Origin of the sequence: Sphingomonas palmae (genome assembly GCF_900109565.1) — a bacterium.
GTDB lineage: Bacteria > Pseudomonadota > Alphaproteobacteria > Sphingomonadales > Sphingomonadaceae > Sphingomonas > Sphingomonas palmae.
Genome location: NZ_FNZZ01000004.1, coordinates 175,806 through 198,726 on the forward strand (window position 1 = coordinate 175,806; position 22,921 = coordinate 198,726).

At 69.0% G+C, this 22,921-nt stretch carries 25 protein-coding genes; 16 read left to right on the forward strand and 9 right to left on the reverse strand.

Features of this window, described 5'->3' with window-relative positions:
* Window positions 1-14 precede the first annotated feature (14 nt).
* From BMW51_RS10985 to BMW51_RS11055, 15 genes are all read left to right on the forward strand, one after another.
* On the forward strand, window positions 15-1,334 hold the full coding sequence (locus tag BMW51_RS10985; protein WP_093006349.1) for a FliI/YscN family ATPase: 1,320 nt from the start codon (window positions 15-17) through the stop codon (window positions 1,332-1,334).
* 2 nt (window positions 1,335-1,336) lie between these two features.
* Window positions 1,337-1,762 carry a hypothetical protein gene (locus tag BMW51_RS10990; protein WP_093006351.1) on the forward strand — a complete coding sequence of 142 codons (426 nt, stop codon included), beginning with the start codon at window positions 1,337-1,339 and terminating at the stop codon, window positions 1,760-1,762.
* A 44-nt stretch (window positions 1,763-1,806) separates the two neighbouring features.
* Window positions 1,807-4,329, forward strand: coding sequence for a flagellar hook-length control protein FliK (locus BMW51_RS10995; protein ID WP_093006353.1), 2,523 nt, complete (start codon window positions 1,807-1,809; stop codon window positions 4,327-4,329).
* A gap of 14 nt (window positions 4,330-4,343) precedes the next feature.
* Window positions 4,344-4,982, forward strand: coding sequence for a flagellar basal body-associated FliL family protein (locus BMW51_RS11000; protein ID WP_093006355.1), 639 nt, complete (start codon window positions 4,344-4,346; stop codon window positions 4,980-4,982).
* A gap of 6 nt (window positions 4,983-4,988) precedes the next feature.
* Window positions 4,989-5,951, forward strand: a complete 963-nt coding sequence (locus BMW51_RS11005) for a flagellar motor switch protein FliM (protein WP_093006357.1) — start codon at window positions 4,989-4,991, stop codon at window positions 5,949-5,951.
* Window positions 5,948-6,238, forward strand: a complete 291-nt coding sequence (fliN, locus tag BMW51_RS11010; protein ID WP_093006359.1) for a flagellar motor switch protein FliN — start codon at window positions 5,948-5,950, stop codon at window positions 6,236-6,238. The genes BMW51_RS11005 and fliN overlap by 4 nt, the downstream gene beginning before the upstream one ends.
* 12 nt (window positions 6,239-6,250) lie before the next feature.
* Complete coding sequence (locus tag BMW51_RS11015) at window positions 6,251-6,595, forward strand: flagellar biosynthetic protein FliO (protein ID WP_093006361.1); 345 nt, start codon at window positions 6,251-6,253, stop codon at window positions 6,593-6,595.
* Window positions 6,592-7,488, forward strand: a complete 897-nt coding sequence (gene fliP / locus BMW51_RS11020) for a flagellar type III secretion system pore protein FliP (RefSeq protein WP_093006362.1) — start codon at window positions 6,592-6,594, stop codon at window positions 7,486-7,488. The genes BMW51_RS11015 and fliP overlap by 4 nt, the downstream gene beginning before the upstream one ends.
* A 43-nt stretch (window positions 7,489-7,531) precedes the next feature.
* The gene (gene fliQ, locus BMW51_RS11025) at window positions 7,532-7,813 is read left to right on the forward strand and encodes a flagellar biosynthesis protein FliQ (RefSeq protein ID WP_093006364.1); all 282 of its coding nucleotides are present in this window, start codon (window positions 7,532-7,534) and stop codon (window positions 7,811-7,813) included.
* Between the two features lie 214 nt (window positions 7,814-8,027).
* Window positions 8,028-8,801, forward strand: a complete 774-nt coding sequence (gene fliR / locus BMW51_RS11030) for a flagellar biosynthetic protein FliR (RefSeq protein ID WP_026326139.1) — start codon at window positions 8,028-8,030, stop codon at window positions 8,799-8,801.
* Window positions 8,801-9,925: an EscU/YscU/HrcU family type III secretion system export apparatus switch protein gene (locus tag BMW51_RS11035; protein WP_093006366.1), complete on the forward strand. Its 1,125-nt coding sequence runs from the start codon at window positions 8,801-8,803 to the stop codon at window positions 9,923-9,925. Before fliR ends, BMW51_RS11035 begins: the two co-directional genes overlap by 1 nt.
* A gap of 36 nt (window positions 9,926-9,961) precedes the next feature.
* Entirely contained in the window at window positions 9,962-11,494 is a 1,533-nt protein-coding gene (gene fliD, locus BMW51_RS11040) for a flagellar filament capping protein FliD (protein WP_093006368.1), read from the forward strand.
* Window position 11,495: 1 nt separating this feature from the next.
* Window positions 11,496-11,894: a flagellar export chaperone FliS gene (locus BMW51_RS11045; protein WP_093006370.1), complete on the forward strand. Its 399-nt coding sequence runs from the start codon at window positions 11,496-11,498 to the stop codon at window positions 11,892-11,894.
* A 152-nt stretch (window positions 11,895-12,046) separates the two neighbouring features.
* Window positions 12,047-12,949 carry a YihY/virulence factor BrkB family protein gene (locus BMW51_RS11050; protein ID WP_093006372.1) on the forward strand — a complete coding sequence of 301 codons (903 nt, stop codon included), beginning with the start codon at window positions 12,047-12,049 and terminating at the stop codon, window positions 12,947-12,949.
* On the forward strand, window positions 12,946-13,959 hold the full coding sequence (locus BMW51_RS11055; protein ID WP_093006374.1) for an AI-2E family transporter: 1,014 nt from the start codon (window positions 12,946-12,948) through the stop codon (window positions 13,957-13,959). The genes BMW51_RS11050 and BMW51_RS11055 overlap by 4 nt, the downstream gene beginning before the upstream one ends.
* A 9-nt stretch (window positions 13,960-13,968) precedes the next feature.
* Here the strand turns inward: BMW51_RS11055 and BMW51_RS11060 are convergent, their stop codons facing one another.
* Genes BMW51_RS11060 through argH form a run of 5 tightly spaced genes read right to left on the reverse strand, consistent with a single transcriptional unit; the run spans window position 13,969 to window position 18,574 of the window.
* Window positions 13,969-14,937, reverse strand: coding sequence for a CorA family divalent cation transporter (locus BMW51_RS11060; protein WP_093006376.1), 969 nt, complete (start codon window positions 14,935-14,937; stop codon window positions 13,969-13,971).
* Window positions 14,934-15,704 (reverse strand): precorrin-2 dehydrogenase/sirohydrochlorin ferrochelatase family protein, encoded by a 771-nt coding sequence (locus tag BMW51_RS11065; protein ID WP_093006378.1) that lies wholly within the window; start codon window positions 15,702-15,704, stop codon window positions 14,934-14,936. The genes BMW51_RS11060 and BMW51_RS11065 overlap by 4 nt, the downstream gene beginning before the upstream one ends.
* Before the next feature lie 16 nt (window positions 15,705-15,720).
* Complete coding sequence (gene lysA, locus BMW51_RS11070) at window positions 15,721-16,977, reverse strand: diaminopimelate decarboxylase (RefSeq protein ID WP_093006380.1); 1,257 nt, start codon at window positions 16,975-16,977, stop codon at window positions 15,721-15,723.
* The gene (locus BMW51_RS11075) at window positions 16,974-17,210 is read right to left on the reverse strand and encodes a hypothetical protein (RefSeq protein WP_093006382.1); all 237 of its coding nucleotides are present in this window, start codon (window positions 17,208-17,210) and stop codon (window positions 16,974-16,976) included. Before BMW51_RS11075 ends, lysA begins: the two co-directional genes overlap by 4 nt.
* Complete coding sequence (gene argH / locus BMW51_RS11080) at window positions 17,207-18,574, reverse strand: argininosuccinate lyase (RefSeq protein ID WP_093006384.1); 1,368 nt, start codon at window positions 18,572-18,574, stop codon at window positions 17,207-17,209. The genes BMW51_RS11075 and argH overlap by 4 nt, the downstream gene beginning before the upstream one ends.
* 16 nt (window positions 18,575-18,590) lie before the next feature.
* Here argH and BMW51_RS11085 point away from each other — a divergent pair, with 16 nt between their 5' ends.
* Window positions 18,591-19,193, forward strand: a complete 603-nt coding sequence (locus BMW51_RS11085; protein ID WP_093006386.1) for a TlpA family protein disulfide reductase — start codon at window positions 18,591-18,593, stop codon at window positions 19,191-19,193.
* A 3-nt stretch (window positions 19,194-19,196) separates the two neighbouring features.
* Here the strand turns inward: BMW51_RS11085 and BMW51_RS11090 are convergent, their stop codons facing one another.
* From BMW51_RS11090 to BMW51_RS11105, 4 genes are all read right to left on the reverse strand, one after another.
* The gene (locus BMW51_RS11090) at window positions 19,197-19,607 is read right to left on the reverse strand and encodes a hypothetical protein (RefSeq protein WP_093006388.1); all 411 of its coding nucleotides are present in this window, start codon (window positions 19,605-19,607) and stop codon (window positions 19,197-19,199) included.
* Window positions 19,608-19,689: 82 nt separating this feature from the next.
* Entirely contained in the window at window positions 19,690-20,406 is a 717-nt protein-coding gene (locus BMW51_RS11095; RefSeq protein WP_093006390.1) for a Crp/Fnr family transcriptional regulator, read from the reverse strand.
* Window positions 20,403-20,714, reverse strand: a complete 312-nt coding sequence (locus BMW51_RS11100) for a hypothetical protein (RefSeq protein WP_093006392.1) — start codon at window positions 20,712-20,714, stop codon at window positions 20,403-20,405. The genes BMW51_RS11095 and BMW51_RS11100 overlap by 4 nt, the downstream gene beginning before the upstream one ends.
* On the reverse strand, window positions 20,711-22,795 hold the full coding sequence (locus BMW51_RS11105; RefSeq protein ID WP_093006394.1) for a sensor histidine kinase: 2,085 nt from the start codon (window positions 22,793-22,795) through the stop codon (window positions 20,711-20,713). Before BMW51_RS11105 ends, BMW51_RS11100 begins: the two co-directional genes overlap by 4 nt.
* Window positions 22,796-22,921: the final 126 nt, after the last annotated feature.

The following is a 22,921-nucleotide window of genomic DNA, read 5'->3' on the forward strand; positions in this document are numbered from 1 at the left end:
CGGCCGACACACTCATGCTCAACCGTTTCTCGGGCGATTATCTCGACACGATCGCCAACGCCGATTTCGCGCCGCGCGCGCGCGTGTCGGGACGGCTGTCGTCCTACGACGGGTTGCTGATGGAGGCGGTCGGCCTGTCGCTGCCGGTCGGGACCGTCTGTCGGGTCGGCGACCACGTCGAGGCCGAAGTGATCGGTTTCCGCAACGGCCGCACGCTGATGATGAACCTGGGCGGCCCTGCCCCCCTCCTGCCGCAGGCGCCGGTGCGCCCGAGCGGGCCGGCGGGCGAGGCGGAGGTGGGCGCGGCGTTGCTCGGCCGCGTCGTCGATGGCGCGGGCAAGCCGATCGACGGGCTGGGCCCGATCCGCGGCGCCGGCAAATGGCCGCTCGCGGGGCACATGCAGTCGCCGCTCGACCGCGGACGCGTGCTCGAGCCGCTCGACGTCGGCGTGCGCGCGATCAACGGCCTCCTGACGATCGGTCAGGGGCAGCGCGTCGGCATCATGGCCGGTTCGGGCGTGGGCAAGTCGGTGCTGCTCGGCATGATGGTGCGTGCGGCGCAGGCCGACGTGATCGTCATCGGGCTGATCGGCGAACGCAGCCGCGAGGTCGCCGATTTCCTCGAGACCAAGGTCGCGGGCGAGGCGCGCGCGCGCTCGGTCGTGGTCGCGGTACCGGCGAACCACTCGCCGGTGCTGCGCATCCGCGGCGCACTGCGCGCCACTGCTATTGCCGAGGCGTTCCGTGCCGAGGGCAAGAACGTGCTGCTGATCATCGACTCGCTCACCCGCGTCGCGCACGCCGGGCGCGAGATCGGATTGGCGCTGGGCGAGCCGGCGTCGGCGCGCGGCTATCCACCGTCCGCCATCGCGATGCTGCCCAATCTGATCGAACGCGCGGGATCGGACGTCAACACCGGCGGCGCGATCACCGCGATCTACACCGTGCTGGCGGACGGCGACGACGGCAACGACCCCGTCGTCGATTCGGCGCGGTCGATCCTCGACGGGCATATCGTGCTGACGCGCGCGCTGGCGGAGGCCGGCGTCTATCCCGCGATCGACATCTCCAAATCGGTCAGCCGCGTGATGACCGACATCGCCGAGCGGCCGCACCTATCAGCGGCGCGCGCGCTCAGGCGGCATCTGGCGACCTACGAGCAGAACCGCGACCTGGTGCTGATGGGCGCGTACCGGTCGGGCAGCGATCCCGCGATCGACGCCGCGATCGCCTATCATCCCGCGGTGATGGAATTCGTGCGGCAGGATACCGACCAGTCGGTCAATTTGGCCGACGCGGTCGCCGAGTTGACCGGCGTGTTCGGCGACGCCTGAGCGTGGCGCTCGACCCCAAACGCCTCGCGCGCGTTCACCGCGTCCGCACCCTGCAGCTGGGGTTGGCACAGGCCGACGAGGCGCGCGCGCGCGAGCAGGTGGCGAGCGAGCAGGCGCTGGCGGGCCGCATCGCGCAGCTCGCCGCCGCGGTCGCGCCGACGCGGATCGAGGCGGGCGCGATGGCACTGGCGGCGAGCGCACACTATCGTGAACGGCTGCACCGCTCCGCCGAGGCGGCTAATAACCGCGTCCGCACCGCCGAGCAGGCGGCCGAGCGCACCATCGCCGCGACGCAATCGGCCAAGCGCGACCAGAGCGCGATCGAGAAGCTGATCGAGCGCGGCCAGCAAGCGCTGATCGAGGCCGAGCTGCGTGCACTACAGGACCTGCCGGGTACGCCGCGGAAGAACCGGCACGATCCTTGCTGATCTCATCACCGGTACCCTCTTGCCGGTGAGTTCACGTAGCCTCCATGACCGCAATTGCCAGCCTGCTGTCGACCACTGCCGTCACCCTACCGGGCGCGTCCGCGCCGATCGGGGTGACGACGCTCGCGCCGTTTCCTGACCTCGGCGTGGCGCAGGCGATGAACGTGGCGGTTGTTCCCGCTGCGAGCGGGCGGCAAGCAATCGCCGGCAGCGGCAATGCGCTGCCGGTTGCCACGGTCGACGCGGACGCGCTCGCCTGGCTCGACCCCACGTTGGCGGAGGTTGGTGATTCTAGTGATCAGGTCGCACGTGAGATGGTGGTCTCGTCGCCGCTCACGGCGGGAAGTGCGAGGCTTCTCCCGTCCGCGCGTGCGACAATCGTGTCGGCGGTGTTGCCGCATGCGGAGGGCCAAGCCGGTACCAAGCCTGCGACATCGATGGACGTGGGAGCGAGTGCGATTGCGCTACCGATCGCTGCGTCCGCTCTTCGCCACGCTACGACGCCGGCATTGACTGGCGCGCGCGAAGGCTCGGTCCTCGCTGACACCTCGGCCAGCGATGCGGCGCCTCAACCCGCTGACGATGATGCAGTCGGCGATCCGCAGCAGCTGGGCATCGATCAGCGCGCCGGCGTGATGCCGCCGCCCATCATGCCACCCGCGGCGATGCCGATCGTCTTGTCACCGCGTCAGGCGTCGACGGCTCCGATCGAGCAACCTGAGGAGTTGCACGCGACGCTTCCGGCTCCGCGATCGGGGCCGATCACGTTCGTGCGTCCTGCACTGGCCGCCGACGAAGGCGCATCCATCGCCCTTGCCGCTACGCCACAGCCGGCACATGCAACGCTGCCGCGCACCGTTGTTGCGGATGAGGCGACGGAGCCCTTTGCCCTCACAACGGCACCGAAGCACCAAAGCTACACGTTCACGCGTACCGTTCCGACCAGTGGGCCGACCGCGTCCGCTTCTCTCGATGCGGTAGCGGAGCTGCCCGGTGCCGGGCTTGCTCATACCGCCACGTCGAACGCCGATCATGCCTTGCTGCAACCGGCATCGCAGACGGGCGCGACCCTCAAGTCGGAGCCGAACGACAGACCTTCGGACGTGGTCAGCAACGCCGCCGCACCGTTGTCGGGCGAAGCGGGCATAACTTCTCCAGCGATCGGGGCTGCGCCCGCTACGGTCGCCCCTACCGATGCCGCAGTGGCAGGTCGCACTGCATCGCCTCGCGCGACATCGAGGATGTTGCCGTTGTCAGTCGGTACTCCCCAGCAGGGGAGCGAGCCCGCGGTATCGCTGCGCGTCGGTGCAGAGGAGGCGAGCATTCGCGGCGTGGTTCAAGCCCCCGCGTCGGCGGCAGCCACCGCCGGCAGCGTCGCCGATGCGTCTCGTTCAGCCATTGTGCCCGAACCATCGCGCATTCGCGGCTCGCGCCCGGCTCTGCGACGTGACGAACGCGATCAGGCGAGCGGAAAGACCCTCGTCGCAGGCGCCGACTCGCGCGTGTCGCTGATCGGCGGCGTGCCGCTGCCGGTCGCCGCAGTGTCCCAAATGGCTTCCGCGATCAGTGCCGGCGATCGATCGATTGGGCTCTCGCCCGTGCTGTCGCATGCTCCCGCCGCAGCCGCACCGACGGGGACCGTGCGCGGCGTCGTGAGCTCGACCACGATCGCGCCTGATGGGGTCTCGCCGATACTTAATCAGGCGGCAGGTTCGTCGATGCCGCTGGCGATTGGGGCGACCGCGCCGACGATCCCCTCTCCCGCACCGTCGAGCGACGCAGCAGTGTCGCTCGCCACGCCGATCCAAGCACCCGCCGCAAGCGCAGCTTCCGTGCCGATCGCAAACGCCTTCACCCTCGCCACGCCCGCTGCCAACGAACAGTCGGGTTCGCACCTTGAGACCGCACCCGGCGCGACTGCGCGCGAGGCAGCACCGATTGCGCTACCGCTACGCCCCGCGCCCGAGTTGCCCGCCGCGCCGCTACGTCCAACCAGCGCGCCAGCCGCGCAGGTCTTTGCCGCCGCGATCCACCGTGCGCTCGGTGAGCAGGACACGCGCCAGTCGCGCGATCCCGCGCCCGTATCCGCGCCGCTCGCGCCCGCGATCCCTGGCATCGCCGCCGCGGGCGCGGTGCAGCAGGGCGCGCTCGACCTGCGGCACGAGCACTGGCCCGCGGCGATGATCGAGCGGATCGTGACCTTGCGCGACATGGCGGCGGAGAACGACACGCGCCTGCGGCTGTCGCCGGACATGCTGGGCACGATCGACGTGTCGCTGAAGCGCGACGGCGATCAGGTGCAGGTGCAGATCACCGCCGAGCAGGCGCAGACGCGTCAGTTGCTCGCCGAGGCGCAGCCGCGATTGACCGAGCTCGCCGACGCGCGCGGCGTGAAACTGCAGCTGAGCGGCGGCAACGCCGGCGGCGCGGGCCAGCAGCCCGGCCCCGGGAACAGCAGCGGCGGCGGCGACGCACCGCGGCAGCAGGCGCCTGCCACCTCCTTTCCCACCCGTCCGCGCAGCGCCGAGCACGGCGCGACGGACGACACCGACCAACGCATTGCCTGAAAAGGACCTGATCGATGAGTGACAAGGCAGAAGCCGCGCCCGCGCCCAAGAAGAAGGGCAAGCTGGTAAAGATACTGGGGCTCGTGCTGGGCGTCGGCGTGCTGGTCGGCGGCGGCGTCGGGGCCGGGCTGTACGCCGCCAGCAGCGGCATGGCGGGCGGCGCACACGGCGCGGCGAAGGAAGATCCGAACAAGCCGCACCTGGTGCCCAAGTCCGAGCAGAAGCGCGCGGGCGCCGGCGGCGAGGGCGAAGGCGGCCACGGCGGCGGGGCTGAGGAAGCCGCGAGCAGCAGCCACGGCGGGCTTCCCACGCCCGAGAGCATGGCGGGCGACAAGTTCGCGTCCAATTACTACCCGCTGGAAAAGGAGTTCACCTCCAACCTGCAGGACTCGACGCACTTCGTTCAGGTCGGCGTCGCGATCTCGACGCCGTACGACGACAAGGTCATCGAGCACATGAAGACCAACGACATCGCGATCCGCTCCGCGGTGCTGATGGCGCTGGGCGACACGACCGAGGAGCAGGTGTTCACCAGCCAGGGCAAGCAGCAGCTGGCACGCCGGCTGGTCGCCGCGATCAATGGCGTGCTCGAACAAAAGGAAGGATTCGGCGGCGTTAGTAACGTCTACTTTACCAATTTCGTTGTTCAGTGAACGGGCATGGTTAACAGGCCCGCAACCCCCGAATCACCCGCCGCTCGCAAGGGCGGTCGTACCGCGTCCGAACGGCGCGAGCGGACGCGCGACGCGGGCCAGGCGGACGCGGGGCTGCTGGGGCAGAGCAAGCTCCACCCCTTCGGCGACCTTCATACGCTGCAGCACCTGTCGGCTCGCCTGGCGCGCAACCTGCGCCCAGTGTTCGAGGGCTACATGCGGGTCGAAGCGCGCTGCTGGGCCGAGCCGCTCGAAGTCGTCCGCTTCGCCGATTACCGGGCGGAGCGCGGCGACGCGCTGACCGCGTGGCTGCCGATGGGGATGGACGGGCGCGTCATGCTGTGCGCGTTCGACGGCGCGTTCGTCGTCGGGCTGCTCGACATCTTCTTTGGCGGCACCGGCAACGCGCCGGTGGCCGCGACCGACCTGTCGCCCGCCGCCGAGGCGCTGGTGACGCGGCTGGGCGCGGGCATCGCCGACCAGCTGGAGCTGACGTGGGAGCCGGTCGCGCGTGCGGCCTTCTCGGTCGGCAGCTGCGAGACCAATGCGGCGCATGTGTCGGGCATCGAAGGCGACGAGGTCGTCGTCGTCACCCGCTTCGGCGTGGCCGGCGAGGATGCCAAGCCGGTGTTCGTCGACCTGCTCTATCCCGTGACCGCGCTGAAACCCTTTACCCAGGTGCTGACCGGCAAGGTCGTCGCCAAGCCCGCCGAGGCCGACGCCGAGTGGCAGATGGGGCTGACCCGCGCCGCGATGACGGTGCGCATGCCCGTCCGCTCGGTGCTGGCCGAGCCGGTGCTCCCCTTGCACCGGTTGATGGACCTGAAACCCGGCGACGTGATCCCGATCGCGTTCAACAACGACGTGCCGATCGTGGTCGGCAGCAACTGCATCGGCACGGGCACTGTCGGCACCTCCAACGGTCGCGCCGCGATCCGCATTTCCAAGCTTGAAGGACCTATCGCATGAACGACATGACCGCCGATTTCGCGGTGGACTCGGCCGTCGCCGCCAATTTGCGGCTGCTGCAGGACGTCGACGTCAAGCTGACGGTCGAGATCGGATCGACCACGCTCGCGCTGCGCGAGCTGCTGGCACTGAGCGAAGGCAGCGTGATCGAGCTCGACCGCCAGGCGGGTGAATTGCTCGACGTGTTCGTCAACGGCACGCTGATCGGCCGCGGCGAGGTGGTGACGGTGGGCGAGCGGTTCGGCGTCAAGCTGCTCGAGCTCGTCTCGCCCGAGAAGCGCGGCTGAGGCTCGCCCGCCATGATGTGGACCTACGTGCTCAAGCTGATCGTGCTCTTGCCGCTGGTATGTGGGCTGATGATCGGTTCGCTGTACCTGTGGCGCAAGCTCGAGACGCGGATGCCGGGCGCGGCCGCGACGCGGACGATCGCGGTGCGCGAAACGATGATGATCTCGCCCGGCGTCAAGCTGGCGGTGGTCGAGTTCGAGGGTCGTCGCCTGCTCGTCTCGGTCGCGCGTACCGGCGTCACGCTGGTCGACAAGGGTGGCGTCGTGTCGGCGTCCGATGATTTCGTGCCCGCGCCCGCTCCGACGCCGTCGTTCCGCGACGCGCTCGCCAGCCTGACCAAAGGGTCGCGCGCGTGAGCATCACCGTTACCCGCACCGGGCGCGGCCCCGCGCTGATCGCGCCGGTCGCACCGCGCGCGCAGGCCTCGCACGGCTGGGTCCGCCTCGTCCTGGCGCTCGCCGCCATCGTCATCATGTTGTGCATCGCGGTTCCCGCCTTCGCGCAGGTTACGCCGCCAACTGGCGCACCCGCGGCGCCCGCGCCGGGTGTCGGCGACGCGATCGACCGCGCGCTGGGGCAGCTGTCGCGCGGCGATGCGAATGCGACGCCGGGCGGCGGTTCGCTGTCGCTGTCGTTGCAGGTCCTCATCATCATGGGTCTGCTCACGGTGCTGCCCGGCATCGTGCTGATGATGACCAGCTTCACGCGGATCATCATCGTGCTGTCGATCCTGAGGCAGGCGATGGGGTTGCAGCAGACCCCGCCCAATCAGGTGCTGATCGGTCTGTCGCTGTTCCTCAGCTTCTTCGTGATGGCGCCGGTGGTGAACCAGATCAACACGACTGCGATCCAGCCCTACGCCGCCGGCCGGCTGAACGGCACGCAGCTGATCTCGACCGCGGGCGCGCCGCTGCACGATTTCATGGCCAAGCAGACGCGGGTCAAGGACGTGACGATGTTCGCCGAGATGGCGAAATCGGGCCCCTACGCTAGCCCGCGCGATATTCCCTACTCGGTGCTGCTCCCTGCGTTCGTGACCAGCGAGCTCAAGACCGCGTTCCAGATCGGCTTTCTCGTGTTTCTGCCGTTCATCGTCATCGACCTGGTGGTGGCAACGGTGTTGATGGCGCTGGGCATGATGATGCTGTCGCCGACGATCATCTCGCTGCCGTTCAAGCTGCTGCTGTTCGTGCTGGTCGACGGCTGGGCGCTGACGATGGGTAGCCTCGCCAACTCGTTCGCGACCTGACGCGCGCCCTTCCCTTCACGACCTTTCTCGCGGAACACACCCGATGCAGCCCCTCGCCGACGCCGATTATTTTCTCACGATCGCCAACCAGACGATGTGGGTGCTCGCGCTCGCCGCCGCGCCGATCCTGATCCCGGCGCTGCTGTCCGGGCTGATCCTCGGCATGGTGCAGGCGGCGACCTCGATACAGGAGCAGACCCTGTCGTTCGTGCCCAAGCTGATCGTGGTCGCGGTGTCGATCATGATCTTCGGCGCGATGATCCTGGGGTTGCTGAGCGATTTCACGACCGAGATCTTCGCGCGTATCCCGGATTTAGTGAGGTGAGGCGCAGTGCCAGCGCGGCCACGCCCGCGCGTCCGGCACAAGCCCGGCCGGCGGGGCGGATGCCCCGTCCGACGACGCGGCTTTGCCGCGACGGGGTTCTTCGCACGGTCGTAATCACGCCGCGGCAAAGCCGCGTCGTCGGACAAGCGCTTCGCGCCTGCCGCCCGCGCTTGCTAGCGTGGCGCGCGGCACGCGCGCTCTCGCGAGCTGCGCGGTGCTAGGTTTCGGCCTCGCCATCGAACCGCAGCTATGGGCGCTGCTGTTCGTGATGGTGCGCGTCGGTGCGGCGCTGATCGCGGCGCCTGTGTTCGGCAACGTTTCGGTCCCCCTGCCCGTCCGCGTCGCACTGTCGGGAGCGATCGCGGTGCTGGTGCTCGGTACCAACGCAATCCAGCCGCCGGCGGAGATCTTCACGCTCACCACCATCCTGTCGGTCGTGGCGGAGGCGCTGGTCGGGCTCGCGCTTGGCTTCGTGCTCCAGATCGCGTTCGCCGCGCCATTGATCGCGGGTGAGATCATCGGCGGCGCGATGGGGATCGGGTTCGCCAACATGATCGACCCCAACTCGGGCCGCTCGAGCCCTGCGATCGGCCAGTTCCTGTCGATCATGCTGACTTTGCTGTTCCTGTCGCTCGACGGGCATCTGGTGCTGGTCGACATGATCGTGCGCAGCTACCGCGCGCTGCCGCCGGGTGCAGCGTGGCTGGCGGCGGGGCAGATGCGCGACATCGCGCTGTTCGGCGGCTACGCGTTCCTGGCCGGACTGCTGCTGGCGCTGCCGGTGGGGTTCCTGCTGCTGTGCCTAAACCTCGTGATGGGGATGCTGTCGCGCTCGGCGCCCGCGCTCAACCTGTTCGCGATCGGCCTGCCCGCGAGCCTCGCGGTCGGCGTCGTCTCGATCGCGATCGCGTTTCCGGCGATGGGCGATTACCTGCAGGTCATCGTGCGTGAAGCGCTCGCCGCGGCGCAGAGCCTGGTGCTCGCCTGATGTCGGAGGGTGGCGACAAGACAGAAGCCCCAACCGCCAAGCGTAAGAAGGACGCGCGAGAGAAGGGCGACGTTCTCAAGTCGCAGGATCTGGCCACGGCGCTCGTCGTGCTGGCGGGCGTCGCGTGGATGATCTTCTTCGGCCCCCAGCTGATCGCGGCGTGCAAGGCGGTGATGGCGGCGAGCTTCACCTTCGATCGCGGCGACGTGGAGGATTTCCAGCCGTGGCGCCCGCTAGTGCAGGCGGGATGGAAGCTCGCGCCCGCGCTGGCTACCCTGTTCGCGATCACGATGGCGGCGGCGGTGCTCAGCCAGGCTGCTCTGGGTAGCCTGTCGTTCAACGCCTCGGTGCTCGCACCCAAGGGCGGGCGGCTCAACCCGGCGTCGGGGCTGAAACGCATCTTCGGGATGAACGGCTGGACCGAGCTCGGCAAGTCGCTGCTCAAGGTCATCCTGCTCGGCAGCATCGGCGCCTACATGCTGTGGGGCGTGTCTAAGTCGAGCTTCGGGCTTGCCTATTCCAACATCAACCAGGCGATCTCGTCGCTGGGATCGACGCTGACCGGTGTGCTGCTGGTAATGGCGATGGGGCTGGTCGGGATCGCGATGCTCGACGTGCCGCTCCAGATCATCCAGCTGCTCGGCAAGCTGCGCATGACCAAGCAGGAGGTCAAGGACGAGCACAAGGAGAGCGAGGGCAACGCCGAGATGAAGGGGCATCAGCGCGCGCAGGCGCGCGCGATGCTGTCGGGCGGTGTGCGCAAGGCGGTGGGCGAGGCGCATGTCGTGCTGACCAACCCGACCCATTTCGCGGTCGCGCTACGCTACGATCGCGGGCGCGATCAGGTGCCGGTGGTGGTCGCCAAGGGCCGCGGCGCGACCGCGCTGGCGATCCGCGAGCTGGCGGGCGAGCGGGGCCTGCAGGTGCTCGAATATCCGGCGCTTGCCCGCGCGGTCTATTACACCAGCCGCGAGGGGCAGGAGGTGCGCGACGACCTTTACCTCGCGATCGCTACCGTGCTGGCGTTCGTGTTCGGCGTCAACGCAGCGGCTGGCGGCACGCAGCCGCCGATCGACGTGCCCGATACCGCGCGCTTCGACGAGAACGGCATCCAGCAGCGCTAAAGATCGCGCCCCAGCGGTCGTTTCATCAGGACAGCCATGACCACGATCGCCAACACCAGCAGCACGCCGACGCCCACGCCTACCGCGACGAAGTCGACGGCGAACGTCGTGACTTCGGCGACCAATTCGCTGCTGACCTCGCTGGGCACCGGGTCGGGGGTCGACACGACCAGCCTGGTCACCTCGCTGGTCGAGGCGCAATTCGCCGCCAAGAAGGGGCAGTTGTCGAGCAAGCTCGACACGATCTCGTCGCAGATTTCGGCAGTTTCGACGCTCAAGAGCAACATCACCGATTTCACCAAGGCGCTGGAAAACCTGGTTAAGGGCGGAACACTGTCGTCGCAGCCGGTTGTGTCGAACTCGAACGTACTATCGGCGAGCGTGCAGACCGGGGGCAAGCTGGCCGGATTGAACGCGACGATCAAGGTGACCCAGCTCGCCACCGCGCAGACCGCGGTCAGCACCAAGGTGCCCTCGCCCGGCACCAAGACCTTTGCGACAGGCACGCTGACGCTGACGACCGGCACCGCCACCTACGCCAACGTTCCGGCGGGCGACGACAAGACGCCTCCGGGTCCGGAGAAGATGACCGACTTGTCGGGCGGCAAGTCGTTTTCGATCAAGATCGACGCCAGCAACAACACGCTGCCGGGCATCGCGGCGGCGATCAACGCGGCGAACTCGGGCGTGACCGCGTCGGTCGTCACCGACGCCGACGGCGGCGCGTACCTGTCGCTGAAAGGCCCGACCGGTGCGGCGCAGGCATTCTCGCTGACCGCCGCGGACAAGGACAGCGATCTCGCCAGCTTCGACGTGGGCGTGGGCGCCAGCAACTCCTCGGCCATGACGATCTCGAGCAAGTCGCAGAACGCACAGCTGACGATGGACGGCGTGCCGGTGGAGCGCGCGACCAACGAGGTGAGCGATCTGATCGCGGGCGCTAAGTTGACGCTGACCGCGGTCGGCACGACGACGCTGACCGCGACCCGCCCCACTGCCGCGCTGACCAACGCGGTCAACGATCTGGTCGATACCTACAACGGCATCGTCCAGACCATCAAGGACGAGACCAACCCGATCACGGGCGCGCTGCGCGCCGATCCGGCGGCGAAGGCGCTGCTGCGCAACCTGCAGGGGCTGACGAGCCGCGCGTTGAGCAGCAATGCCGCGCCGGGCACGCCCAACACGCTCGGCGGGATCGGCGTGCGCACCACGCGCGAGGGATTGCTGGAGGTCGACTCGACCGCGCTCAACACCGCGATGACTGCCAACCCCGACGCGATCGAGGCGATGTTCTCCTACGGCACGTCGAATGGCATCTTCGCCGCGATGCAGTCGATCCAGTTCAACGCGACGAGCTCGCTGTACGGACTTGGCGCGTCGAGCAGCAATTACCTGAAATCGCAGGCGAGCGTCACCGAAGCGCAGGACAAGCTGACCGATCAGGCGACCGCGATGACAACGCGGCTGACGCAGCAATTCTCGAGCATGAACGCGCGCGTGTCCGCCTACAAGGCGACGCAGTCGTTCATGCAGCAGCAGATCGACCAGTGGTCGAAGGCGGACTGACATGGCCTATGCTTCCGCCCTGCTGCGCGATCCGGCGCGCACGTACCGCGAGATCGATCTTGCCGGCCGCACCGCGGTCGCGGACGGCCCCGCGCTCGTCCAATTGTTGTACGAGGAACTGATCGCGGCGCTGCGTACCTCCGCCTGGGCGGCGGAGAACGGACGCTACGCGGTCAAGAGCGAGCGTGTGACGCGCGCCACCGCGATCCTGTTCGCGCTGGAGAACGGCTTGGATTTCGAGCGCGGCGGCGAAGTGTCGACCACGCTCGCGCGGATCTACGCCGGGGCGCGGCGCCGCGTCGTCGATGCGAGCATCGGGCATTCGGGCGCGCCGTTCCGCCACGTCGCCGACGAATTGGACGAGATCGCGCAGGCGTGGAAACAGGCGCGCGCCGCCTGACCCGGTCCCGCGTTCGCATCGGCGATGCGAATGGGAACCGCGGAGCCTCGTCGCGCGGTTAGCGCGGTGAGATGCGTCCCCGATGACAAACAGTGCGCTGCGCGGCGTGAACCGGAAGCCTGACCGCTGCTCGTCCGGTGCGCGGGAGGCGCATGGAAGCCGCCATCGCTGATCTGCGCGCGCTTCGCCGCATGCGCGATCATGTCGCGATGCGTGTGGCCGCGCACTGGGTCGTCATCGCGGCGCGTACTGTCCGCAGTGCAGTGCGCGACGATTTCGGCATTGCCGCGAGTTCGATCGCCTTTGCGGCGTTTCTGGCACTCGTTCCGCTGGTCGGACTGATCGCGGCGACCTACGGGCTGTTCGTGCCGCAGCCGACGGTTGCCGCCAATCTGGCGCAATTGACCGCGATCCTGCCACCCGACGCGCAGCGGATCGTGGTGCGCAGCCTGCACGTCTCCCCGGTGCTCGACCAGCGCGGGATCGTGACGCTGGTCGCCTCGCTCGGCGTCGCGTTGTTCAGCGCGCGGCGTGCGGGGCGTTCGATGCTGCACGGCATCAACCTGGCTTACTGGAACGAGCGCGAGCGGCGCGGATGGCGACGACAGGTCGTGTCGACGCTGCTGGTGCTCGGCTGCGCGGGCGTCGTGCTGACCGCGCTGGTTTCGCTCTCCGTCCTCGCACTGTTGCAGAGCTACGTGCCCGACGGCCTGCCGGGGGCACAATTGGTGTCGACCGCGATCCTGTTCGGGTCGATGACGCTGGGTGCGGGCGGCGCGCTGATCCTGATCTACCGCTATGCTGCGGCATCGGGACCGGTGCCGTGGCGACGCGCGCTGCCGGGCACGATCGCGGGCGTGGCGATGTGGCTGGCCGCGACGCTCGCGTTCCGCGGCTATGTTTCGCACGTCGCGCGGTTCGACAACACCTACGGCTCGCTGTCGGCAGTCGCGGTGCTGATGCTGTGGCTGCTGGTGTCCGCGTGGACGCTGCTGCTGGGCGCGCGATTGAACGCCGAGGCGATCCGCGCACGAGAGGGGATGGGACGGACATGAGCGACCTTGCGACACAGAACCGGTACCGCAACCGGCTGCTCAGCATCATCACCGCAATCCTGCTGATCGCCGCGCTGCGCGGTGCGTTCGCGGTGGTGATGCCGGTCGCCTTCGCCGCGATCATCGTTGCCGCCTTGTGGCCGCTCAAACATTGGCTGGTGAAGTTCATGCCCTCGTGGCTCGCCTATACGCTGACGATGCTGGCGCTGGTCGGCATCCTGGGCGCGTTCGCGGCGGCGGTGTACCTGTCGATCGGGCAGGTGTTCACGGCGCTGTCGTCGCAGTGGAGCACGCTTGAGGGGGCCTATGCGCGGATGGCGCGAGCAGCGTCCGAGCACGGAGTGCCCTTGAACGGCACCATCGACCGACAGCGGATCATGGGCGTGCTGCAGATGCTGGCGAGCGGCGTGTACGCGTTCGTCACCTATGTCGGGTTCATCGGCATCGTCGTGGTGCTCGGCCTGCCTGAGGTACCGCGGCTCCGGCGCAAGCTGTACGAGATGTTCGACGGTCACGCGCGGCGCGACATGCTGGAGGTCGGTGAGGAGATTTCGCGCCAGATCCGCCGCTATCTGGGCACCACGCTCGCGACCAGCATCCTGACCGGTGTCGCATCCGCCGCCTGGTCATGGATGACCGGGCTGGAGCTCGCACTGGTCTGGGGCATCCTCAACTTCCTGCTCAATTTCGTGCCGGTGATCGGCAACATCGTCGGGATCGTGCCGCCGGTGATCTTCGCGTTCATCCAGTTCGGCGGATGGCAGATGCCCGCGCTGGTATTCGCCGGGTTCGTGGTGCTGCAGCTGACGATCAGCAACGTCGTCTACCCGATCATGCAGGGCAAGCAGCTGTCGCTCTCCCCGCTGGCGATCATCGTCGCAATGACGTTCTGGAGCTGGGTGTGGGGGATCGCCGGCGCGCTGATCGCGGTGCCGCTGACCGCGGCAATCGCGATCGTGTGCAGCCAGTTCGAGCGCAGCCGCTGGATCGCGAAGCTGCTGTCGTCGTAACCGCGCGGATCACTCCGCGCCGGTGCCGCGCCCGATCCAGCGGTGGCGGACGAAGAACAGCGTCGTGCCGACCGCGATCACCACGCACAGCCCGACGATCGCGTCGAACGCCCAGGGTTCGTGCGCGAACCACAATCCGTCGACGTTCATGCCGTACAGCCCGGTGATGAAGGTCAGCGGCAGGAACACCATCGCCGCGATCGCGATCACCAGGCTGCGCGAATCGAGCTGTTCGGCGCGCAGGTCGGTGAGCGATTCGTGCACCACGCTGGCGCGTTCGCGGATCGCCTCGACCTCCTCCGCCATGCGCGCGGCGCGGTCGGCGGCGGCGGACAGATGCGCGCGGTCGTCATCGCCCAGCCAGTCGCCCGGCAGCGTGGCGAGGCGTTCCAGCGCAATCCGCTGCGGGTTCAGGAATCGGCGATAATTGATCGCCTCCGATCGCACGCGCGTGACGCCGCGGCGCAGCGCGAAGATCTGCTTTACATCAAGCTTCTGCTCGCAATCGTCGAGCCAGTCGCCCAGGTCGGCGACGACAGGATCGAGGTCCTCCGTGATCTCCGTCGCGAAGGCGGTCAGCAGGTCGCCGGGGTCGCGGATCGCGCCGGTCTTCACCTCCTCGATCACGGCACCCAGCGCAACGAGCTTCTTGCGCGTGACCGACACGACCCGACCCTTCGCGGCCCAGATGCGGATCGAGGCGAGCATGTCGGAGGAGTCGAGTTCCTCGTCGGTGCGGCCGCGCAGGTTGAGGAACGCGCTGTCGCCCATCTTCTCGCAGCGCGGGCGCGTCTCGTTCGCGGTCAGCGCGTCGACCGTGAACGGCTCCAGCCTGGCGCGCTCGCGCAGCCACGTCTGCGCGTGCTCGGTCGTCGTCGACAGGTGCACCCAGACGAAGGGCGCACCGCACCCGAGCGCTTCCCCGACCTCGACCGGCTCGGCGTGGCCGTCGCTGATCCGATACGCGAAGCCGGTCACGCCGCACCCTCCTGCCAGGCGACATCGACGGTCAGTCCGTCCGCGCTATCGACTGGTACGGCATCGGTTCCCTCGCGTACGGCGTCGGCACGAGCGCGGTCGAGCACCGCCGTCGGCACATCGTCACGGTGGGTGACGCGGTCGGCCTGCGCCAGCCAGCGGGCCTCGCGAAGGGTGAGGTCGTCGGGATCGCGCGAACGCAGCCGGACGTGCTCGACACGGGCGCTGGCTCCAGCCGTGATCCGCGCGACCACGTCGCCGCTGTCGTGGTCGCGCAAAGGATCGAGCGCGCCGCCCGATGCCAGCGCCGCGCCGATCGCGCGGCGGCGATCGGGCGTGTCGGGGTAGCGCGCGCGCAAGGCATCGCGCGCGGCGTGCAGCGCCTCGGCAAGCCGTCCGAGCCCCGCGGGCAGGATCGCCTCCAGCCGCTGGCGCACCGCGGCGGCGAGCCCGGCCGACACGCCGCCGGTACCGACCGCGACAAGCACCGGCGCGCGGTCGACGATCGCGGGCAGCGTGAAATCGCACAGCGCCGGCCGGTCGACGACGTTGACGAGCAGGCCGCGCTGCTTGAGCCGGTGCGCGGCGGGCTCGTTATCGGCGACCACCGCCAGCCGCGCTTCGTCCGCACGGTCCTCCCCCACGATTACCGCGCCGGCGCGTTCGAGCAGCCGGCGCTTGGCGTCGGCGGCTTCACCCTCGCCCACCAGCACGACCGCGCGGCCGGACAGGCGAACGAAGATCGGCAGCGCGGGCCAGTCGCTCACCCAAACGCTCCGAAGATCACAGCCATTCGGGCACGCGCTCGGCGGCCAGGATCGTCTCAGCGGCGATACGATCGGCGACCACGGCGTAGCGATCGCCGTCGACCAGCACCTCGGGCACGAGTGCGCGGCTGTTGTAGGTCGACGCCATCGTCGCGCCATACGCGCCCGCGCTGTGGAAGACGGCGAGATCGCCGCTCGCGACGCGGTCGATCTCGCGCGCCATCGCGAAGGTGTCGCCAGTCTCGCACACCGGCCCGGCAATATTGGCGGTCATGCGCTCGCCCGAAGGCTGGACAGCGGCGAAATCGTGCCACGCGTCGTAGAGCGCGGGTCGGGCGAGGTCGTTCATCGCCGCGTCGACGATGACGTAGGGGTTCACCACACCGGGCTTGACCCAGATGACGCGCGTCAGCAGCACGCCCGCGTTCGCCGCGATGACGCGGCCGGGTTCGAACATCAGCTCGACATCCCAGCCGCGCGTCACCCGCTCCACCATCGCGCCGTAATCGGCCGGCGGCGTCGGTCGATCGTCGGCCTTGTAGGCGACCCCGAGACCGCCGCCGAGATCGACGCGCGTAATGCGGTGGCCGGCGCTGCGCAGCTCGTCGACCAGTGCCTTGACGCGCAGGTACGCCGCTTCGAGCGGCGCGAGGTCGAACAACTGGCTGCCGATGTGGATCGCGACGCCTTGGAGGTCGAGCCCGGGCAGCGCCGACAGCCGCGCGAACATCGCCGCGGCCTGATCGATCGGCACGCCGAACTTGTTCTCCTTGCGGCCGGTCGAGATCTTGGCGTGCGTGCCCGCGTCCACGTCCGGGTTGACGCGCAGCACCGCGCGCGCGGTCACCCCGCGCGCGGCGGCGAGGCGGGCGAGGACGACGCCCTCCTCCTCCAACTCGATGTTGAACTGCCCGATTCCGGCATCGAGTCCGCGCGTCAGCTCGGCCGGCGTCTTGCCGACGCCCGAGAAGACGATGTCGGCGGCCGGCATCCCCGCCGCGAGCGCGCGCGCCATCTCGCCGCCCGAGACGACGTCCGCGCCGTACCCTTCGGCCGCTAGCAGGCGCAGCACCGCGATATTCGGATTGGCCTTGATCGCGTAGGCGAGGTGTTTGCGCGGCACCCCCGACAGAGCGTCACGAAAGGTGCGCGCGTGATCGCGAAACGCCGCGGCGGAATAGACGTAGACGGGCGAGCCGACCTCGTCCGCGATGCGCGACAGCGGCACGCCCTCGCACCACAAGGAGCCGTTGTAATAATGGAATTGGGTCATTGCGGGGGCAGGTCGAACTCGTCGGGCTTGCGGGGCTTGGACTGGGTCAACAGTTCGTTGCTGCGGGTCGGGCGCGCCTGCACCGACGGCGTGAGCAGTTGCGCGACGCTCGGTTTCTCGGTCGCCCCGCGCGGCGCAACGGGCAGCGACGCGCCGGGTGCGGGTTTGAGCGCCTCGGTCGAGCCGCAGGCCGCGAGCGGCAGCGCGGCAGCGATCAGCAGAACAGCCTTCATGCCTTCTCTCCCCGCGCGGCCCGGATCGCGGCGCGCACGTTGGCGGGCGCAGTGCCGCCGAAGCTGGTGCGGCTGGCGACCGACGCATCGACCGACAATACGTCGAACACCCGCGCGTCGATGCGCGCGTCGATCGCCTGCAGATCGGCGAGCGGCACGCGGTCGAGCGTGACGCCGAGCGCTTCCGCGCGCGCGACCGCGCGGCCGGTGATGTGGTGCGCCTCGCGGAACGGCACGTCGCCCTCGCGCACCAGCCAGTCGGCGAGGTCGGTCGCGGTCGCGAACCCGCTCTCCGCTAGGCCACGCATCCGGTCGGTGCGGAAGGTGACGCTCTCGACCATGCCGGTCATCGCCGCCAGGCACAGGCCGAGGAGGTCGTGCGCCTCGAACACCGGCGGCTTGTCGTCCTGCATGTCCTTTGAATAGGCCAGCGGCAGGCCCTTCATCGTCACCATCAGGCTGACGAGGCAGCCGGTGATCCGCCCGGCATGGCCGCGCACCAGCTCGGCGGCGTCCGGGTTGCGCTTCTGCGGCATGATCGAGCTGCCGGTCGACCATTGGTCGCTCAGGCTGACGAAGCCGAACGGCTGCGACGCCCACAGCACGAATTCTTCGGCCAGACGCGAGAGGTGGAGCGCGCACTGGCTCGCCGCCATCAGGTAGTCGAGCGCGAAATCGCGGTCGCTGACCGCGTCGAGCGAGTTGCGCGTCGGCGCGTCGAACCCGAGTGCCGCGGCGGTGGCGTGACGATCGACCGGGAAGCCGGTGCCCGCCAGCGCGGCGGAGCCCAAGGGACACAGGTTGGCGCGCGCGCGATTGTCGGCGAAACGGCTCGCGTCGCGCGCGATCATCTCGTGATACGCCATCAGGTGATGGCCGAGCGTGACGGGCTGCGCCGATTGCAGGTGGGTGAAGCCCGGCATCACGCTGTCGGCGTGCTCCTCCGCGCGCGCGAGCAGTGCGGTGTCGAGTGCGGAGAGTGCGGCGAGCACCTGATCGGTCGCGTCGCGCACCCAGAGCTTGAAATCGGTCGCGACCTGGTCGTTGCGGCTACGCGCGGTGTGGAGCCGGCCGGCGACAGGGCCGATCGCGTCGGCGAGCCGCGCCTCGGTCGCCATGTGAATGTCCTCGAGCGCGAGATCGACCGGCACGCCGTCGGCCTCGTAGCCCGCGGCGACCTGGTCGAGCCCGGCGGCAATCGCGGCGGCGTCCTCAGGAGCGACGATGCCCTGCGCACCCAGCATCGCGACATGCGCGCGGCTGCCCGCGATATCCTGCCGCCACATTCGCTTGTCGAAGGGGATGGAGGCATTTATCTCGCGCATGACGGCGGCAGGCCCTTCGGCGAACCGACCGCCCCACATCTGATTGGAACCACTCATGTCAGCGCGCTCGGCGATCGTACTTCTCCTCGGGATCGCGACGACGATCGCGGGCTGCGATAAGCCCGCATCCGATAACGGGCAAGCGGCGGCGAATCAGACAGCGGCGCAGGTCAGCACCCCGAGCGCCGACGAAGCGCCGCCCTCGACCGCACCGGCGGCGAAGGCGGGCGCGGTCGACCGCAGCCACAAGGGCGAGGCGGCTCCCGCCGCCGCTTTCGCGAACGCCGCGGGCAAGCCGCTGACGGTCAAGGCGTTCGGCGGCAAGCCGACGCTGGTCAATCTGTGGGCAACGTGGTGCGCGCCGTGCGTGAAGGAAATGCCGACGCTCGACGCCGCGGCGAAGGCCACCTCAGGCCGGATCCGCGTCGTCGCAGTGAGCGAGGACATGGACCCGAAAAAGGCGCGCGCCTTCTTCGCAGACCGTCACCTGTCGGCGATCGAGCCGATGTACGATCCGCAATTGGGACTCAGCCTGGCGCTGAACGCCAATTTGCCGACCACGATCCTGTACGACAAGCGCGGGCGCGAGGTGTGGCGCGTCATCGGCGAGCGCGACTGGGCGAGCGCCGAATCGCGCGCGTTGCTCAACGAGGTCTAAAGTTCAGCGCCGCTCGTCGCGGCCGTTGGCGTTGTCGTAGCCGCGATCGTCGACCGGTTCGCGTGGCGCGTCGCGGTCGCGCAGCGAGGCGCCTGCTCCCTGCAGCGCGGCGCCCATGTCGTCGACCGCGCGGTCGCCGTGGCGGCGGATCTGATCGGCGAGGTCGTTCGCCGCGCGGCTGGTCTGGTTCGCTGCCTCGTCGACTGCGCGCGCGCCGACGCGGTTCGCCTGACCACGGATCGCGTCGCTCAGATTGTCGAGGCTGCCCGATACGTTGGCGGCGGCATCGTTGACGTCATCCGCCATCGCATTGCCGATCCGATCGGCCTGGCGATCCGCCTGACGGTCGATCTGTTCCTGACAGCCGGCGAGCGCGACGGCACCGATCGCGGCGAGGATGGCGGGCTTGAGCATGACGCGAGAACTCCTTCGTGCCTCCATCAATCGTCGAGCGGCCGAAAGGGTTTCCGCGACCGCGCGCCGTTCGACCGTCGCGTCAGCCCGCGCGGACGCGCAACGGTACGCGGCCGAGCTCGCGCGCCGAGCGCGCCGGATCGCTGAGCGTGATCCGCTTGCCCGTCCACACCAGATCCCCCGCCTTGCGCGCGGCCTGGAGCATGCGGTTGACGTGGACCGGGGTCAGGCCGAGCGCGTCCGACATGGTTTCCTGCGTCAACGGCACGTCGAAGCTGTTGTCGCGAACCAGCCCGGCGAGATCGAGGCGGTCGCGCAGTTCGAGCAGCAGGTCCATGATCCGCTCCTGCGCGTTCATCCGGCCAAGCCGCGTGATCTGCGCGAGCAGGAACGCCTCATCGTGTGCGCGGCTGACGGCATAAGCGAGGTCGAGCGCGGCCGATGCGCCGCGCGGCGGGGCGGCACAGACATGCACCGGCGTCAGCGCCACAATCGTCGCGCTCGACAGCGGTTCGGGCAGGTCGCTCACCCCCGTGACGTCGCCGGGTACCAGCAGGCTGACGATCTGCCGCCGCCCATCGGGCAGGATGCGCGCGCGCGCCGCCCAGCCGTCGAGCAGGATGAGCGGCGCCTCGATCGAACTTCCGGCTGAAAGGAGCTCCTGACGCGCACGCAAGGCGTAGGATGTGCGCGCTGCTTCCTCCAGCAGACGCACCGCGTCCGCGTCGAGCGGCGCGAGCCGCGACAGGCGCGAGCGCGCGGTCGACCCTTCTTCGCTGTTGCGGCGGGCGTTGATCATATGGTGCCTCCCTGCCCGCGCGTTGCGGAAATCGTATCGGTCGTGAACGCTCGCGAATACAGCCCGGTCGAACGCGCCGGTGCGGGGCTACGATCAGGTCGTGACGTAAGGGCATAACGCAGGTTGGAGCGATGCGGAACCTGCGTTGCGGCGAAGCGACCACCGATCGCCGCTGAGGTGACGAATGTTGGCTTCACGTCAATGGCGAAGGTCCCATTTGCCCGCGTGACAGGCCGCATCGGTACGGACGCGCTCGGGAACTCGTCCTCTACCATCTGCGTGCGCGCCCCGATCAGCCATTCGTTCATGTCACGCCTCCGAGCACGCTATATAACCCCTCGCCGTGCGGCAGCGGCAGGCGGATCGAGCATTGCACGCCGCCACCCTGGAACGACAGGCTGGTCGTCGCGCCGTGTCGCTCGGGCAGCATCTGCTCGATTACCTCACGCCCGAAGCCGTCGCGATTGGGGTTGGTTGCCAGCGCGGGAACGCCGCTTTCCTGCCATGTAAAATCCAGCGCTCGCGCGCCGCTATGATCCATGTCAAAGCGCCAGCGGATATTGAGCGTGCCGCCGTTGGATTTCAGCGCGCCGAACTTCACCGCGTTGGTGGTCAGCTCGTGTACCGCCAGCCCCATCGGCTCGGAGAGCGCGAGCGGCAGCGCGACGTCCGGGCCGGTAATCGTCACGCGCTCTGCATCGCCCAGTCCGACGCCAATCAATTCATCGCGCACCAGCGTCTCCAGGTCGGCGACGCCGTCCGGATGGCGCGTGGCGGTCACCTGCGTGCGCGCCAGTGCGTCGAGCCGCCCTCGAAAATGGTCGATCATGTCCGCGCGATCCGCGGTCGTGTCGGCCGTGCGGATGAACACCGAGCGAATGACCGACAGGATGTTGCGCGCGCGATGCTGCAATTCGGCGGCGAGCCGGACGTAGCGTTCCTGCATCGTGCGCAGATCGTGAACGTCGGTAGAGGTGCCGAGCCACTCGGTGATCGCCCCCGCATCGTCGCGCACCGGGGTCGCGCGGGTCGCGAACCAGCGATACTCGCCGGTTGCGGCGTGGAGGATGCGGCTTTCCATCTCCAGCCGCCCGGTCCGCTCCGCCGTCTGCCAGAACGCGCGCGCGGCCGCCCGGTCGCTCGGATGCACCGCTGCCTCCCAGCCGAAGCCCAAGCTGTCGCGCGCGGTCAGGCCGGTGAATTCACTCCACTGCGGGCTCGACCAGGTCCACTCGCCGCCGTCAACCGCGCGCCAGACCAGCTGCGGAATACCCTCGATGAGCGCGCGGTGGCGCGCTTCGCTCTCCGCCAGCGCAGCCTCGGCGCGCTTGCCCGCGTCGACGTCGATCGCGAACGCGACCAGCGTTCCGTCGACCAGCTCGCGCCCCGCGATCAGCACCCATTTGCGCGAACCGTCGGGCAGCAGGAACTGCGTCTCGAACGGCCCCACCTTGCCGGTGGCGGCAAAGGCGGTGAAATGGCGCCGGCTTTCCGCCGCGTGCTCGGGCGCGATCAGTCCGACCCAGTCGAGCGTTCCGGCGATCAGCTCATCGCGCTCTCGCCCGACCTTTGTCAGCATGCGATCGTTCGCCTCGACCAGCACACCGTCGCGGGTCAGCGCCATGATGCCGAACGCGGTGTAATCGAGCAGCCGTTGCAGCTCGTCCGCACCGCGCGCGCGCGTCTCACCGTGTCGCGCTTCAGATGCCTGCTGCGAGGCGCCGCTCGCGCCATCGATCAGCGCCGCCAACGCGGGGGAGCAGCGCTCGATCAGCGCCAGATCGTCGGCGCACGACAGCTCCGCGTGCGCCAGCGCCCAGAAATGCTCGGCGCGCACGTAGGACAACAGCGCCACCATCTGCGCGTACCGGGTCGCGCCGACCGCGTCGGTCAGCGCCTCCGCCACCGGCACGGCGGTGCGCGGATGGGTGAAGGTGCAGGCGAGTGCGTCGATCAACACGCCCTCAGCTTCCGATCCCACAAGCGGCAGTTCAGGCGAATAGTCCTGTACGCGGATCGCGGTGGTCAGCGCCTCGACATCGGCCTCGTCGAAGAACGGCCGCGCGAGCAATGCCGCCGCGGACGCGGGCTCGTCGGGAACGACGTGGCGGTCACCGGCAGGGAAGCCGTTGCCAACCAACCGGCTGAGGTGACGCACCAGGCAGTATCGCACCCCGGCTGCCTGCGACAGGCGCACGAACAACCGTTCCTTGAACATTGCGGGCAGCGGGTTGTCGAGATAGGCTTCGGCGGCGAAGCGGCACAAGGCGTCGAGCCCGGCCTTGTCGCTGGCGGTGCTGAACCGCGCCGGCGCGATTCCCAGCCGCGCCGCGGCGAGCGCCTCGGCACCGTCCGACTCCTGACCTTCACTAAGCGTTTCAGGCCTCATACGGCCACCCTCCTCAGCGAGCGGGTTGGGTACCGGACAGCTGTTCCGGCGCGGTTACGCAGATAAGCCCGGACCGATCACCGCGAAGGACCGGTCGCAGAGTCGATCAGAACGTGAACCAAACGC